Source organism: Roseateles sp. P2_H4 (assembly GCF_056403315.1).
This window is the reverse complement of record NZ_JBFUFR010000006.1, coordinates 192,713-207,403: the sequence shown is the minus strand read 5'-3', so window position 1 is coordinate 207,403 and position 14,691 is coordinate 192,713. Positions and strand designations below refer to the sequence as shown.

At 67.7% G+C, this 14,691-nt stretch carries 19 protein-coding genes; 16 read left to right on the top strand and 3 right to left on the bottom strand.

From position 1 onward, the window contains the following. From AC1DW3_RS07060 to AC1DW3_RS07030, 7 genes are all read left to right on the top strand, one after another. A partial coding sequence (locus tag AC1DW3_RS07060; protein ID WP_477929940.1) for an HdaA/DnaA family protein occupies positions 1–355 on the top strand: 355 nt, incomplete at its 5' end. Continuing rightward, on the top strand, positions 352–1,020 hold the full coding sequence (locus AC1DW3_RS07055; RefSeq protein WP_477929938.1) for a histidinol-phosphatase: 669 nt from the start codon (positions 352–354) through the stop codon (positions 1,018–1,020). The genes AC1DW3_RS07060 and AC1DW3_RS07055, both read left to right, overlap by 4 nt. Beyond that, complete coding sequence (gene pcnB, locus AC1DW3_RS07050) at positions 1,017–2,555, top strand: polynucleotide adenylyltransferase PcnB (RefSeq protein WP_477929936.1); 1,539 nt, start codon at positions 1,017–1,019, stop codon at positions 2,553–2,555. The genes AC1DW3_RS07055 and pcnB overlap by 4 nt, the downstream gene beginning before the upstream one ends. Then, entirely contained in the window at positions 2,552–3,028 is a 477-nt protein-coding gene (gene folK / locus AC1DW3_RS07045; RefSeq protein WP_477929934.1) for a 2-amino-4-hydroxy-6-hydroxymethyldihydropteridine diphosphokinase, read from the top strand. Before pcnB ends, folK begins: the two co-directional genes overlap by 4 nt. A 15-nt stretch (positions 3,029–3,043) precedes the next feature. Further along, positions 3,044–3,400, top strand: coding sequence for a DMT family protein (locus tag AC1DW3_RS07040; protein ID WP_477929932.1), 357 nt, complete (start codon positions 3,044–3,046; stop codon positions 3,398–3,400). A gap of 59 nt (positions 3,401–3,459) precedes the next feature. Then, a complete protein-coding gene (locus AC1DW3_RS07035; RefSeq protein WP_477929928.1) occupies positions 3,460–4,107 on the top strand; it encodes a DUF47 domain-containing protein in 648 nt (215 codons plus the stop codon). A gap of 9 nt (positions 4,108–4,116) precedes the next feature. Next, positions 4,117–5,127 (top strand): inorganic phosphate transporter, encoded by a 1,011-nt coding sequence (locus AC1DW3_RS07030; RefSeq protein ID WP_477929926.1) that lies wholly within the window; start codon positions 4,117–4,119, stop codon positions 5,125–5,127. Here the strand turns inward: AC1DW3_RS07030 and AC1DW3_RS07025 are convergent. Beyond that, complete coding sequence (locus AC1DW3_RS07025) at positions 5,121–5,549, bottom strand: TM2 domain-containing protein (protein WP_477929924.1); 429 nt, start codon at positions 5,547–5,549, stop codon at positions 5,121–5,123. The genes AC1DW3_RS07030 and AC1DW3_RS07025 overlap by 7 nt on opposite strands. Next, positions 5,546–6,094 carry an N-acetyltransferase family protein gene (locus AC1DW3_RS07020; protein WP_477929922.1) on the bottom strand — a complete coding sequence of 183 codons (549 nt, stop codon included), beginning with the start codon at positions 6,092–6,094 and terminating at the stop codon, positions 5,546–5,548. The genes AC1DW3_RS07025 and AC1DW3_RS07020 overlap by 4 nt, the downstream gene beginning before the upstream one ends. Positions 6,095–6,277: 183 nt before the next feature. Here AC1DW3_RS07020 and rpsP point away from each other — a divergent pair, with 183 nt between their 5' ends. From rpsP to AC1DW3_RS06975, 9 genes are all read left to right on the top strand, one after another. Then, positions 6,278–6,535 carry a 30S ribosomal protein S16 gene (gene rpsP / locus AC1DW3_RS07015; protein WP_056201913.1) on the top strand — a complete coding sequence of 86 codons (258 nt, stop codon included), beginning with the start codon at positions 6,278–6,280 and terminating at the stop codon, positions 6,533–6,535. Between the two features lie 79 nt (positions 6,536–6,614). After that, positions 6,615–7,130: a ribosome maturation factor RimM gene (rimM, locus tag AC1DW3_RS07010; protein WP_477929920.1), complete on the top strand. Its 516-nt coding sequence runs from the start codon at positions 6,615–6,617 to the stop codon at positions 7,128–7,130. Positions 7,131–7,296: 166 nt separating this feature from the next. Continuing rightward, on the top strand, positions 7,297–8,037 hold the full coding sequence (trmD, locus tag AC1DW3_RS07005) for a tRNA (guanosine(37)-N1)-methyltransferase TrmD (RefSeq protein ID WP_477929918.1): 741 nt from the start codon (positions 7,297–7,299) through the stop codon (positions 8,035–8,037). Positions 8,038–8,172: 135 nt separating this feature from the next. After that, entirely contained in the window at positions 8,173–8,526 is a 354-nt protein-coding gene (gene rplS / locus AC1DW3_RS07000) for a 50S ribosomal protein L19 (RefSeq protein ID WP_394480002.1), read from the top strand. A gap of 65 nt (positions 8,527–8,591) precedes the next feature. Further along, a complete protein-coding gene (locus tag AC1DW3_RS06995) occupies positions 8,592–9,275 on the top strand; it encodes a CoA pyrophosphatase (protein WP_477929916.1) in 684 nt (227 codons plus the stop codon). A 23-nt stretch (positions 9,276–9,298) separates the two neighbouring features. Further along, a complete protein-coding gene (locus AC1DW3_RS06990) occupies positions 9,299–10,288 on the top strand; it encodes a CobD/CbiB family protein (protein WP_477929914.1) in 990 nt (329 codons plus the stop codon). A gap of 19 nt (positions 10,289–10,307) precedes the next feature. Then, on the top strand, positions 10,308–11,333 hold the full coding sequence (gene cobT / locus AC1DW3_RS06985; protein WP_477929912.1) for a nicotinate-nucleotide--dimethylbenzimidazole phosphoribosyltransferase: 1,026 nt from the start codon (positions 10,308–10,310) through the stop codon (positions 11,331–11,333). Positions 11,334–11,338: 5 nt separating this feature from the next. Then, positions 11,339–12,100 (top strand): adenosylcobinamide-GDP ribazoletransferase, encoded by a 762-nt coding sequence (gene cobS, locus AC1DW3_RS06980; protein ID WP_477929911.1) that lies wholly within the window; start codon positions 11,339–11,341, stop codon positions 12,098–12,100. After that, a complete protein-coding gene (locus AC1DW3_RS06975; protein ID WP_477929909.1) occupies positions 12,100–12,633 on the top strand; it encodes a histidine phosphatase family protein in 534 nt (177 codons plus the stop codon). Before cobS ends, AC1DW3_RS06975 begins: the two co-directional genes overlap by 1 nt. On the opposite strand, the gene AC1DW3_RS06970 is transcribed toward AC1DW3_RS06975, so the two are convergent. Beyond that, a complete protein-coding gene (locus AC1DW3_RS06970) occupies positions 12,608–14,614 on the bottom strand; it encodes a S9 family peptidase (RefSeq protein WP_477929908.1) in 2,007 nt (668 codons plus the stop codon). The two genes, AC1DW3_RS06975 and AC1DW3_RS06970, sit on opposite strands and share 26 nt — an antisense overlap. Between the last annotated feature and the right edge of the window lie 77 nt (positions 14,615–14,691).

Genomic DNA, 14,691 nt, shown 5'->3' with positions numbered 1-14,691 from the left:
GGGCTACACGGTGGTCGCCACGGCCGATGCGCCCGCCGTCGATCTGGCCGTGCGCGAAGACCTGCGCACGCGGCTGGGCTGGGGGCCGAGCTTCGCCCTCGAGCCCCTGCGCGAGGCCGAGATGCGCGCCGTGTTGCGCCGCGAAGCCGACCGCCGCGGCCTGCTGCTCGGCGACGAGGTGCTGAGCTATCTGCTGACCCGCTTCGAGCGCAATCTCAAGGGCCTGATGGCCTTGCTCGAGCGCCTGGACGAATTCGCCATGGCCAGCAAACGCGCGCTGACGCTGCCGCTGTTGAAGACCATGCTGGCCGACGAGGCGATCGAAGATAAAACCGACTCTGACCCTGATTTATGAATCTGACGCTGTTTGACCTGGACGGGACCTTGATCCCGGTGGACTCGGATCACTCCTTCRGCACCTTCATGGTCGACGTGGGCTGGGTGGATGGTGAGGTCTGGGGTGCGAAGAACGACGAGTTCTTCGCCCAGTACAACGCCGGCACGCTGGACCTGCCCGCCTATGTCAATTTCGCGACCTCGGCCTTTCGCAGCCGGCCGCTGGAGGAGGCGCTGGCCATGCGGGAGCGCTTCATGGCCGAGATCATGAAGCCGGCCATACGCGTGGAAGCCAGGGCGCTTGTCGAGAAGCACCGTGCCGCCGGCGACCTGATCGCGCTGGTCACGGCGACGAACGAATTCGTCACCGCGCCGATCGCCGAAGCCTTCGGCATCGAGCACCTCATCGCCGTGCAGCTCGAGCGCGACGCCGAGCAGCGCTACACCGGCGCCATCCGCGGCATCCCGAGCTTCCGGGAGGGCAAGATCGCGCGTGTTGAGAGCTGGTTGCGGGGGCTGGGGGCACAATGGCCCGATTTCGAGCGCGTAAGCTTCTACAGCGACTCGACCAACGATCTCCCGCTGCTCGAACGCGTCAGCCACCCCGTGGCGACCAATCCCAGCCCCTCGCTCGCCACGATTGCCGCCGAGCGAGGCTGGCCCCAGTTGCACCTCTTCGCATGATCAAAAAGTTCATCGACAAGCTGCTCGGCAAGCCTGCCGCAGCCCCCAAGAAAACCAGCCCGCTGGGCAAGCGGGTCGAGGTGCCGGCCGAAGTGCACGGCATCAACCCCGAGCTGCTCGACGAGCGCGCCGTCAAGGTCGTCAAGACGCTGACCGACGCCGGCTTCGAGGCCTATATCGTCGGCGGCGCCGTGCGCGACCTGCTGCTGAACATGCGGCCCAAGGACTTCGACGTCGCGACGAACGCGACGCCCGAGCAGGTCAAGGGTCTGTTCCGCCGCGCCTTCATCATCGGCCGGCGCTTTCGCATCGTCCATGTCGTCTATGGCCGCGGCCGTGAGCACGAGGTCATCGAGGTCTCGACCTTCCGCGCGCTGCCGACCGAATCCGAAGCCATCGCCGGCAACGAGAAGACCTCCAAGAGCGCGCTCGAGGGCAAGTCGCATGCCGTGGATGCCGAAGGCCGGGTGCTGCGCGACAACGTCTGGGGCCCGCAGATCGAGGATGCCGCCCGCCGCGACTACACCGTCAACGCGATGTACTACGACCCGCAGCGCCAGCTGGTGGTGGACTATCACGGCGGCCTGGCGGACGCCAAGGCCAAGCTGCTGCGCATGATCGGCGACCCCGAGACCCGCTACCGCGAAGATCCGGTCCGCATCATCCGCGCCGTGCGCTTCGCGGCCAAGCTGGGCTTCACGCTCGAGCCCAAGACGCTGGCGCCGGTGAAGGCCTCGTCGGCGCTGCTGGCCAATGTGCCGGCCTCGCGCCTGTTCGACGAGATGATCAAGCTGCTGCAGACCGGCCATTCCCTGGCCAGCATTGCGCAGCTGAAGAAGCTGGGCCTGGGCCGCGGCGTGTTCGCCGTGCTGGACGCCATGCTGACCGGGGCCGGCGACCTGCATGAGGGCGTGCGCGGCAATTTCGTGCGCCAGGCTTTTGAAGACACCGACCGCCGCGTGCAGGAAGGCCGTGGCGTCAGCCCCAGCTTCATGCTCGCCTGCATGCTCTGGTACGAGGTGCTGGACCGCTGGACCAAGATCCGCAATGGCGGCGAGCCGGCCGTGCCGGCGCTGGCCCAGGCCATCGATGCCGTTTTCGATGCCCGCATCGGCGACATCTCGGGCCGCGGCAAGCTGGCCGCCGACATGCGCGAGATCTGGATGATGCAGACCCGCTTCGAGCGCCGCAGCGGCTCGGGCGTGTTCAGCCTCATCGAGCAGCCGCGCTACCGCGCCGGCTTCGACTTCCTGCGCCTGCGCGCCGACGTCGGTGAGATCGACCCGTCGCTGGCCGACTGGTGGGAAGACTTCGCGCTGGGCAGCGACGACGACCGCCAGGCCCTGCTGGCCGACGCCCGGGCGACGCAGCAGAAGCAGCCCCGCGTCGTGCGTGCGCCGCGCCCCGAGGCGCCCGCCGGTGAAGAGGCCGAGCCTGCAGCAGACGATGCGCCGGCCAAGAAGCRCCGCCGACGCCGCCGCAAGCCGGGCGGAGGCGGCGAGGGCGCCGCAGCGCCCGCGCCTGCCGCCGAGTGAGTTCGCGCGCCTACATCGGACTGGGCGCCAACCTCGGCGCCAATCTTTCTGCCAGCTTGACCCAGGCAGCGTTGCGTCTCGCGGCGCTGCCCGGTACGCAGGTCGTTGCGCTGTCAAGCACCTGGCGCAGCGCGCCGGTGGATGCGGGCGGGCCTGACTTCCTGAACGCCGTCGCTGCGCTCGACACGACGCTTCTACCCATTGAACTACTGGACGCCCTGCAGGCCATCGAGCTGGCCCATGGCCGCGAGCGCTCCTATCGCAATGCGCCGCGCACGCTGGATCTCGACCTGCTGCTCTACGACGAACTGACGCTGAATACGCCCCGCCTGACGCTGCCCCACCCCCGCCTGGGCGAGCGCGCCTTCGTGCTGCGTCCGCTGCTGGAGATCGCGCCGGGGCTGATCCACCTGGCGGCAGGCGAGGGCTGGCAGGCCCAGCGCATCGAGCGACTCGGGCCGCTGTCCCTCTGACCTGGAGATACGACGATGTTTCCGACCCTCGCCGGCTGGCAGACCGTTGGCCTGCTGCTGCTGTCCAACGTCTTCATGACCTTTGCCTGGTACGGCCACCTCAAGGGCTTGTCGACCAAGGCCTGGTGGATCGCCGCCCTCATCAGCTGGGGCATCGCGCTGTTCGAGTACCTGCTGCAAGTGCCCGCCAACCGCATCGGCCATGGCGCCGGCTTCAGTCTGGCCCAGCTGAAGATCACCCAGGAAGTCATCACCCTGGCCGTCTTCGTGCCCTTCAGCCTCTACTACATGGGTGAGCCGCTGAAGCTGGATTTCCTCTGGGCAGGGTTATGCCTGATGGGGGCCGTCTACTTCATCTTCAGGTCGTCTTGATGACGGTTGGGTGACACGGCCCGGTAAACTCCGCCCCTTCGAGAGACCCAAGGACGCCCATGCTGTTTGGCAAGCTGCTGCCCCGTGAGGGCAATTTTTTTGAGTTGTTCAATGAGCATGGCGGCTTCATCCTGGAAGGCGCGCGCGCCTTCCAGAAAATGATCGAGAACTATGCCGACCCGGTGCTGCGCCAGCAGTATGCGGACGAGGTCGACAAGGCCGAACATGCCGCCGACCGCGTCACGGCCGAAGTGAACCGGCTGCTGCACCGCACCTTCATCACGCCCATCGACCGTGAGCAGATCCACGGCCTGATCAACGCGATGGATGACATCGTCGACCTGCTGCAGGACTCCTCCGAGACGCTGTCGCTCTACGACGTGCGCGCCGTGCCCGAGCAGGTGCTGCAGCTGTGCACGCTGTCCGTGCGCTGCTGCGAGCGCGTGCAGCATGCGGTGACGCTGCTGCCCCACCTCAGCAAGCCAGCCACGACCGAGGCGGCGCTCAAGACCTGCGAGGAGATCGATCGCCTGGAATCCGACGCCGACCGCGTCATGCGCGCGGCGATGTCGCGCCTGTTCCGCGAGCAGGAAGACGTGCGTGAGCTGATCAAGCTCAAGGCGATCTACGAGCAGCTGGAATCCATCTCCGACCGCTGCGAAGACGTGGCCAATCTGATCGAGGGCATCGTCCTCGAAAACTCCTGACCGGCCCCCATGGCATCCGCTGAGATCGCCTTCTGGGTGGTGGCCCTGCTGGTCGTGCTGGCCCTGCTGTTCGACTTCATGAACGGCTTCCACGACGCGGCCAATTCCATCGCCACCGTCGTCTCCACCGGCGTGCTGAAACCCCAGCAGGCCGTGCTGTTCGCCGCCTTCTTCAACGTCGTCGCCATCGCCATCTTCCAGCTCAAGGTCGCGGCCACCGTGGGCAAGGGCATCGTCGAGCCGGGCGTGGTGGACCATCACGTCGTCTTCGGTGCGCTGATCGGCGCCATCGCCTGGAACTTCATCACCTGGTGGTGGGGCATCCCGTCGAGCTCCTCGCATGCGCTGATCGGTGGCATCGCCGGTGCCGTCGTCGCCAAGGCCGGCCCGTCGGCGCTGGTGGCGGGCGGCATCTGGAAGACGGTGGCCTTCATCATCGTGTCGCCGCTGCTGGGCTATCTGCTCGGCTCGCTGATGATGGTCATCGTGGCCTGGGTGTGTCGGCACAAGTCACCCATACGCATCGATCGGTGGTTCCGGCGGTTGCAGCTCGTCTCGGCCGGGCTGTACAGCCTCGGCCACGGCGGGAATGACGCGCAGAAGACCATCGGCCTGATCTGGATGCTGCTGATCGCCGCCGGCATGGTCAGCGTCGGCGACAAGGCGCCGCCCAATTGGGTCATCGTGGCCTGCTATATCGCCATCGGCCTGGGCACGATGTTCGGCGGTTGGCGCATCGTCCAGACCATGGGTCAGCGCATCACCAAGCTCAAGCCGGTGGGCGGCTTCTGCGCCGAAACCGGCGGGGCGATCACGCTCTTCCTGGCCACGGCCCTGGGCATCCCGGTGTCTACCACCCACACCATCACCGGCGCCATCGTCGGCGTGGGCTCGGTGCAGCGCCCCTCGGCGGTGCGCTGGGGCGTGGCCGGCAGCATCGTCTGGGCATGGATCTTCACGATCCCGGCCGCGGCGCTGATGGCCGGCGTCTGCTACTGGATCAGTTTCATCCTCTACTGACCGGACTGCGACTCGAAATAGCGCTGGGCGCTGAAGGCGATGGTCGCCATCAGCGCCGTGCCACCGAACAGCAGACAGAACACGACGCCGATGACGGCCGCCCAGCCCCCCGTGCTGGCGGCTCGGCCGGCGTTGAAGCGCTCGTTCCAGCGTTCATCCGGCATCAGGCCGTAGACGATGCCGCCGAGCAGGGCGGCAACGAGGCTGAGGCCGAGCAAGGGAATCAGCACCCAGGCCAGTCGGTCGTCCTGGCCGAGATGGTCCATGCGCTGCACGCCCGCCAGGCCCAGCAGGGTCGGCAGCGGGAAGAGCCAGGCCCAGCGGTCCTTGAGGCCGTGCAGATAGAAGCGGTGCAGCCCGAAGACACCGACGAGCAAGGCCAGCCAGGTCGCGACCGCCTTGTGCTTGGTCGCGCTGATCATTCGGCGGCTGCGCTGTCGCCCAGCCCCAGGGTGCGTTGCATCAGCACGACGTCCAGCCAGCGGCCGAACTTCCAGCCTGCGCTCTTGAGTACGCCGGTGTGCTCGAAGCCCAGCGCCTTGTGCACGCCGACCGAGCCCGCATTGGCCGCGTCGCCGATGACGGCGAGCATCTGGCGCGCGCCGGCCGCCTCGCAGCGGGCCATCAACTCGGCCAGCAGCAGGCGGCCGACGCCCTGGCCCTGGGCGGCAGGAGACAGGTAGATGGAATCCTCGACGCAGAAGCGATAGGCCAGACGAGGGCGGAAGTAGTTGGCGTAGGCGTAGCCCAGCACTTCACCGCCACGCTCGGCCACCAGCCAGGGCAGATTGCGGCTCAGCACCTCGGCGCGGCGGCGGCCCATCTCGTCGACGCCGGGCACCTCGGTTTCGAAGGTGCCGGTGCCTTCCAGAACGGCCCGCGCATAGATGGCCTGGATGGCTGGCAGATCGGCGTCGGTGCTGGGGCGGATGGTCAGGGGCAGGGCGGGGGAGGCGGGCTGTGACATTTGTCGGTTTTGGAGACTGCTCAAGAAGGTTCTGATCGAGTTTATAATGCTCGGTTTTCGGCACTGGTCGCAGATGGCTGCGGCGTATCTACAGAGCCTCCCCCGGCAGGGGTTCCTGCCATTCGACTTGTCGCTACTTGAGTGTCTCCTCGTGCGGTGGTCACCCAATTTTTAGGAAACATCATGGTTGTGATTCGTCTGGCCCGCGGCGGCTCCAAGAAGCGCCCCTTCTACAACATCGTCGTCGCCAACAGCCGCCAACGTCGTGACGGCCGCTTCATCGAGCGCGTCGGCTTCTACAACCCCGTCGCTTCCGGCTCCGCCGAGAAGCTGCGCGTCGAGCAAGACCGCGTGAGCTACTGGATCGGTGTCGGCGCCCAGCTGTCGCCCACGGTGGCTCGCCTGGTCGGTGACGCCAAGACGGCTGCTGTCGCCGCCTAAACGCGTGGCAGGCAACAAGCCTCAGCAAGACGGCGCTTCGGCGCCGTCTTTTGCTTCCTGGCCCGAAGATCTTCTGCCGGTGGGCAAGATCCTCGATGCCTGGGGCATCAAGGGTGGCCTCAAGGTGCAGGCTTATTCGGCGGACGCCGGTGCGCTGTTCAGCGCCAAGCGCTGGTACCTGAAGTCGACCGGTCCGAAGGCCGCCCAACTGATTCTGGCCGTGAAATCGGTGCGGGAGCAGGGCGAAGGCATTGTCGCCACGGCCGAAGGTGTGGATGACCGCAATGCCGCAGAGGCGCTGCGCGGCCACGAGATCCACATCCCCCGCAGCGAATTCCCGCGCACGCCCGACGGCGAGTACTACTGGGTGGACCTGATCGGCCTGGACGTCGTCAACCGCGAGTCCCAAGCCTTGGGCCGCGTCATCGGTCTCATCGACACCGGCCCGCACGCCGTGTTGCGCATCCTGCCGCCGGGGGTGGAGGAGCCCGCCAAGCCCGACCAGGAGCGACTGATTCCCTTCGTCGGCAARTTCATCGACGACGTGAACCTCGAAGCGAAGCGGATCACGGTCGACTGGGGCCTCGACTTCTAGAAGAAGGTGCGAATGAGTCCGGCATGCCCGCTCATCCCGCACAGAGGCCGCCCCTCGTCGTTGCAAATGCTCGCCGTAGCGCAAGCTACGGCTGTGCTTTGCGCCTAGATGGACAACCTCTGAGCGGTCTGCTCGAGCACGCCTGACCCATCCACACCTTCTTGCCATGCGCTTCGACGTCCTGACGATCTTCCCGGAGCTGTTCGCGCCGCATCTGACACATGGCGTCACGCGGCGCGCCTTCGAAAGCCGCCAGGTCGATGTACGCCTGTGGCCGCTGCGCGATTTCACCGACGACAACTACCGCCGCGTCGACGATCGCACCTATGGCGGCGGTCCGGGCATGGTCATGCTGGCCGAGCCGCTGGAAAAGGCCCTGGCGGCGGTCAAGGCGGACCGCGGCGAGGCGGCGCCGGCCGTCATCCATTTCACGCCGACCGGCACCCGCATCGCCCAGGCCGGCGTGCAGGAACTGGCCGCTGGTTCGGGTGCGATCCTGCTGTGCGGTCGCTACGAGGGGATCGATCAGCGCGTGCTGGATCGCCATGTGACGCTGGAACTCAGCCTCGGTGACTTCGTGCTGTCTGGTGGCGAGCTGCCGGCCATCGCTCTGCTGGACGCCGTCGCGCGATTGCAGGAAGGCGTGCTCGGCGACGCCAAGTCCCACGAGCAGGACAGCTTCTCCGACGGCCTGCTGGACTGCCCGCACTACAGCCGGCCCGAAGTGCTGGCCGATGGCCGCGAGGTGCCGCCGGTGCTGCTGTCCGGCCACCATGCCGACATCCGGCGCTGGCGCCGTGAGCGCTCTCTGGCGCTGACCGCGGCACGTCGGCCCGACCTGATCGCCGCCGCGCGTGCCGCCGGCCGCCTCAGCAAGGCCGATGAGGCCTTCCTGGCCAAGCTCTAGGCAAAACCCGTATCCTCGCGCTATACTTGCGGGCTGTCCGATCCTCTGGCGGGTCGAGTGGCTTGAACGTTCAAAAGCGTTCCAGCTGCAAACATCCCGATAAATAGCGACACCGCCAAGATCCCAGGAGTACAGATGAACCTGATCCAAACCCTTGAGCAAGAAGAAATTGCTCGCCTGAACAAGACCATCCCGGCCTTCGCCCCCGGCGACACCGTGATCGTCAGCGTCAACGTCGTTGAAGGCACCCGCAAGCGCGTGCAGGCCTACGAAGGCGTCGTGATTGCCAAGCGCAACCGCGGCCTGAACAGCAGCTTCATCGTCCGCAAGATCTCCAGCGGCGAAGGCGTCGAGCGTACGTTCCAGCTGTACAGCCCGCTGATCGCGACGATCGAAGTCAAGCGCCGCGGCGATGTCCGCCGCGCCAAGCTGTACTACCTCCGTCAGCGTTCGGGCAAGTCGGCGCGTATCAAGGAAAAGCTGGCTTAATCAGCCGGTTCCTCACCGCCAAAGCCGCCGGGAGCTACGCTCTAGGCGGCTTTTGTTTTTTCAGCATGACCCGCCCCGCCATCACCCAGCCTCAGCTCGTCCCCGTCACGAGCATTGACGACCATCTCCCGGCGGTGCCCGACCTGGCGCTGACGGCCTCAGCCATCCGGGCCCGCCTGGCGGACGTGGCGGCCTGGACGCCCGAGTTCTCCGGCGATGGTGGTCTGTTTGCCAATCGCGAACCCGCCGGCGCCGCGGTGCTGGTGCCCCTGGTGCAGCGCGAGGCCGGCCTGAACCTGCTGCTGACGCGCCGCACCGACCACCTGCGCGATCACGCCGGCCAGATCAGCTTCCCCGGCGGCCGCGTCGAGCCCGAGGACGATGGCCCGGTCGCGACGGCGCTGCGCGAGACCGAGGAAGAGATCGGGCTGTCCCGCCAGCACATCGAGATCATCGGCCAGTTGCCCGTCTATTCGACGGTGACGGCCTTCCAGGTGACGCCCGTGGTCGGCCTCGTCGAGCCCGGTTTCACGCTCACGCTCGATGACTTCGAGGTGGCTGAAGCCTTCGAGGTGCCGCTGGCCTTCCTGATGAACCCCGCCCATCACCGTCACCACCGTTTCGAGTTCGCGGGGGCTGAGAGGCGCTTCCTTTCCATGCCCTGGCAGGGCGAGGAACGTGAGTACTTCATCTGGGGGGCGACCGCCGCAATGTTGCGCAACTTCTACCGTCTGCTCAGCGGCGGCTGAGCGCGCCACTATCATCCCGGCCCATGAATTTCTTCGCGGTGCTGCTGGCCCTGTTGTGTGAGCAACTCAAGCCCTTGAGGCATGGGAACCGCGTGCACCAGTCCGTCATCGGCTGGGTGCGCTGGACGGGCCGCAACTTCGACGCCGGCGACGAGCACCATGCCGCCATCGTCTGGGCCATCACGGTGCTGGTGCCCGGCCTGGCCGTTGCGCTGATCTACTGGGCGCTGCGCCATTTCAGCGTGCTGCTGGCCCTGGGGCTGGATGTCCTCATCCTCTACCTGACGCTGGGCTTCCGGCAGTTCAGCCACTACTACACCGACATCCGCGACGCCCTCGAGCGTGGCGACGACGCGACCGCACGCCAGTTGCTGGCCGAGTGGCGCCACCTGGACGCCAGCGAGTTGCCCCGCACCGAGCTGATCCGCCACGTCATCGAGCATTCCCTGCTCGCCGCGCACCGCCACGTCTTTGGCGTGTTCTTCTGGTTCATCGTCTGCTCGACCATTGGTCTCGGCCCAGCCGGCGCCGTGCTCTATCGCATGGCCGAGTTCGCCGGCCGCTACTGGGCCTTCAAGAGCCGCACGCTGGACGCGCCGACCAATCCGCGCCTGCTGGCGCTGTCGCGCCAGGCTTTCGGTCTCATCGACCATGTGCCGGCCCGCATGACGGCGACCGGCTTTGCCATCGTCGGCAACTTCGAGGAAGCCGTGAACGGCTGGCGGCGCGATGCCAGCCTCTGGCTGCATTCCAACGAGGGCATCATCCTCGCGTCAGCCGCTGGCGCCGTTGGACTGCAACTCGGCGGCGCGGCGGCACCTGGCGTCACGCCGGACCGCAGCAAGACCTTCGATGCCGGTTCCGAGCCCGAATTCACCGGCGCCGCCGGTTCGACGGCCGGCGCGCCGCCCCAGCTCGGCCATCTGCAAAGCGTCGTCGGCCTCGTCTGGCGTTCCGTCGTGCTGTGGATGCTGCTGCTGGCGCTGCTGACCCTGGCCAACCTCGTCGGCTGAACGCCGACCTCGGAACCCCATGAAATTTCCTGAACTGCCGGCACTGGCCGAGCCCTGCCTAGCCGTGCGCGTGCAGCACGCCATTGACCATAAGACCAAGCCCCTGGGTGCGCTCGGCCGCGTCGAGGCGCTGGCGCTGCAGCTTGCCTTGATCCAGGGTGTGGACAAGCCCGCTCTTTCGCAACCTCAACTYGTCGTCTACGCTGCCGACCATGGCCTTTCGTGCCGCGGCGTGTCGGCCTACCCGCGCGAGGTGACGCCGCAGATGGTCGCCAACATGCTGGCCGGCGGCGCGGCCGTTTCAGTGCTCGCGCGCCAGCAGGGCCTGGCGCTGACGATCGCCGATTGCGGCGTCGATGCGCCGCTCGCCAACGGCGCCGTCGACCTGCGCATCGCCGCCGGCACGGCCGACGCCAGCGTCGGCCCGGCGATGTCGGCAGCGCAAGCCGAGCTGGCGCTGCGCAACGGCATGGCCCTGGTCGAGCGCCTGCCCGGCAATGCGCTTTTGCTCGGCGAGATGGGCATAGGCAACACCTCATCGGCCAGCCTCTTGATGCAGCGCCTGACCGGCCTGCCGCTGGCCGACTGCGTCGGCCGCGGCACGGGGCTGGACGACGCGGGCCTGGCGCGCAAGCTGGGCGTGCTGGGCGAGGCGCTGGCCGTCAACGCCGACGCGCAGACCCCGCTGCAGCTTGCAGAGGCGCTTGGCGGCTTCGAGATCCTGACGATGGCCGGCAGCGTCATCGCTGCCGCGTCGCAACGCCGCGTCGTCCTCGTCGACGGCTTCATCACGACGGCCGCCGTCGCGCTGGCCGATGCCTTGTGTCCGGGCGTGCTGGCCGCCTGCGTGTTCGCCCACCGCTCGGCCGAGGGGCCGCATGCGCGCTGGTTGCAGCAGCTGGGCGTGCGCCCGCTGCTCGACCTGGACCTGCGCCTGGGCGAGGGCAGCGGCGCGGCCCTGGCCTGGCCGCTGCTGACGGCTGCCTGCGCGCTGCTGGCTGACATGGCCAGTTTTGAGAGCGCCGGGGTCAGCAACAAGGACTGATCGCCATGCGGCTCTTCCTCGTCGCGCTGCAGTTCCTGACGCGCTTGCCGGTGCGGCTGGAGCGCTTCGAGCCGGCCTGGCTGAACGACTGCGTGCGCCACTTTCCGCTGGTGGGTGTGCTCGTCGGCACCGTTGGCGCGACGGTACTCGCGGGGGCGACTCAACTGTGGCCGGCCTGGGTCGCCGCGGTGCTGGCCTTGACGGCAACGGTCGTGCTGACCGGCGGCTTCCACGAAGACGGCCTGGCCGATACCTTCGACGCGCTGGGTGGCGTGGTCAGCCGCGACAAGGCGCTGACCATCATGAAGGACTCGCGCATCGGCAGCTATGGCGCGCTGGCGCTGGGTTTGTCGCTGCTGCTGCGCGCCGCGCTGCTGGCCGTGCTGGCGCAGCGGCCGCTGATGGGCGCCGTTGCAGCCCTGCTGGCCAGCCATGGCCTGGCGCGAGCGGCCGCCGTGGGCGTCATGGTCAGCCTGCCGTATGGCGGTGATGCCGAGCATGCCAAGGCCAAGCCTCTGGCCTTGGCCGTTGCACCGCGCAACTTCGGCATCGCGCTGGGCTGGTGCGGGCTGCTGGGCCTGGCATTGGCAGCAGCGGGTGTTGCGCCTTCGCGCCTGTTGGCCGCGGTCGCCGCTGCCGCGGTCGTCGCGCTGCTGATGCGCGAGTGGCTGCGTCGCCGCCTTGGTGGTTACACCGGAGACGGCCTGGGCGCCACCGAACAACTCGCCGAGATCGCGGTCCTGCTGGCCTTCACGGCGTCTTTCTGATGCCCGCTTTCACGATCTGGCGTCACCCCAAGCCGCGCGGCGCCGAAGGGCGTTGCATCGGCGGGCGCACCGACCTTGCCGTGGACCGTCGCAAGGCCAAGCGCCTGGCCCACCGCATTCGCGCCCATGCCCGCCGCCACGGGCTCCCGCGCGAGGTCGTCACGTCGCCGCTGGCGCGCGCCGCAGATGTGGGCCGCTGGTTGAAGCGCTGGGGCTTTCGCTGGCGGGTCGATGCCGCGTTGGCCGAAATGGACTTTGGTGGCTGGGACGGGAAGCCCTGGACCGCCATCGCGCCCGCCGAGTTCGATCGCTGGATGACGGACTTCAGTGGCTTCGACTTCGACACGGGCGAGTCGCTGGGCAGGCTGCTGGCGCGCGCTGAGATCTGGCAGCCGCCTTGCGCTCTGGCCGTGGGGCACGGTGGCTGGATCACGGCGCGGCTCTGGCGCCACCAAGGCCAGCTGCCCACACCGGGTAGCTGGCCCGCAGCGGTGGCTTACGGCCGGCCTACTTCAGCACCGTCTGCTGCATGAACAGCACCGTGGCGTAGAACTGGAAGTCCTGGTTGTCCTTCTTCTGGAAACCATGGCCCTCGTTGTCGGCGCGCAGATACCAGACAGGCGTGCCGCCCTGGCGCACCGTCGCGACGATCTGTTCGGCCTCGGTGTAGGGCACGCGCGGGTCGTTCTTGCCCTGGATGACGAAGAGGGGCTTCTTGATCTTGCCCGCATTGGTCAGTGGCGAGATCTTCTCCAGATGCGCCTTCATCGCCGGGTCGCGCTCGTCACCGTATTCGACGCGGCGCAGGTCGCGGCGGTAGCTCTCGGTGTTGTTCAGGAAGGTCACGAAGTGCGAGATGCCGACGACGTCGATGGAGCCGGCGATGCGGTCGGCGTAGTTGGTCGACACGGCCAGCGTCATATAGCCGCCATAGCTGCCGCCGGTGACCAGCACGCGTGAGGCGTCGAGGTCGGGCTGGGTCGCGATCCAGTCGAGCAGGGCGCCGATGTCCTTGACCGAGTCCTCGCGCTTGAAGCCGTTGTCCATCGCCAGGAAGCTCTTGCCGTAGCCGCTGGAGCCGCGCACATTGGGCTGAATCAGCGCCATGCCCAGCTCCTGCACGTAGTAGGCGTTGCGGCCCAGGAAGCCGAAGCTGGCCTGGGACTCGGGACCGCCGTGGATGGAGATCAGCACCGGGCGCTTGCCGCTGAACTTCTTGGGCGGGGCGGTGAGCAGGCCCGAGATCGCCGTGCCGTCAAAGCTCTTCCAGCGCACGATCTTCTGTTCGCTGAAGCCCGAGGTGTCGAGGTTGCTGGCGGCGCGCGTCCACTGCTGGACCTTGCCGTCCGTGCCGAGCGAATAGATCTGGCTGGGGCCCTGGGCATTGCTGATCGAAAAGGCCAACTCGCCGCGGCCATGGTGGTAGGAGGCGCTGCCGACATTGCCGGTGGGCAGAGCAGCGGGAGCCGCCACTTCCTTGGCCGTGGCGGCGTCGAAGAAATGCAGTTCGTCTCGGCCATCCACATTGAACTGGGCGGCCAGCTTGCTGCGGTCCTCCGTCAGCGTGACGCCGCTGACGTCCCAGGGGATGTGGCCGCTGACGCGGTCGATGCGGCCGTTGGCCAGATCCAGCTTCATCAGCTCGCGGAACTCGCCGGCGCGGTCGCTGGCGATCCACAGCGAGCGGCCGTCCGCCGCCCAGCCGGCAGGCGAGTAGGTGGCCTTGGCCTCCTGGCTGCCCGTGGCCGGCGCGACTTGCTTGGCCACGCCGCTGTCCAGGTCCAGCATCCAGATCTGCGATTCATTGGCCGACAGATAGCGCGTCAGCGAGATCAGGCGCTCGTCGGGTGAGGGGCGGCTTGCGGCCCAACCGCCGCCGTCCAGCTCGGCCAGCTTGCGGCGGCCTTCGGGCTTGGCGGGGTCCATCAGCCACAGCGTCGTCGTGATCTTGGTGCGCGTGCCGCCCTGGGCCGTACGGTCGATGGGGACGGAGGAGTAGATCAGCTGGCCGCTCTTGCGCAGCCAGGCGTTGATCGCGTGGCGCTCGTCGGGGCTGGTCAGCAGCACCGGTTGGGCGCCCGCCTGGTTCAGCGGCAGGCGGTAGATCTGGGCGACCTCGTTGCCGCCGGTGGCGCGCTCGAAGACGATGTACTGGCCGGTGCGCGGCTCGTAGGTGGCACGCACGACCGGGTCGACGCCGTCGGTCAGTTGCTCGCCATCGGTCAGCGGCGACGTCACGCGGAAGATCTGCGCGGTGTTGGCGCCGGCCTTGCGGTGGCTGACGAGCATCTCGCGCTGGGTCGGATGCCAGTCGGAGAAGGCGTGGCCGCGGAAGTCGTTGTAGCGGCCGATGGCGTCGGCCAAGCTCTGGGGCACCGCCGGGATGCCCTGCACGACCAGGTTGGCATTGGGAGCCACGACCGCTGTCGAGACGGGCGCGGAAGTGGGCGACGTTGCGCAGGCGGCCAGCAGGGCCGTGCCGAAGGCGCAGAGGGAAAGACGCAGGCGATTCATGGGGGGCTCAAAAGGAATGGGCGCTCGAAGCGCCCATTCTCGATCCGGTTGATCTCGGGTCTAACCCGCTGTGACGC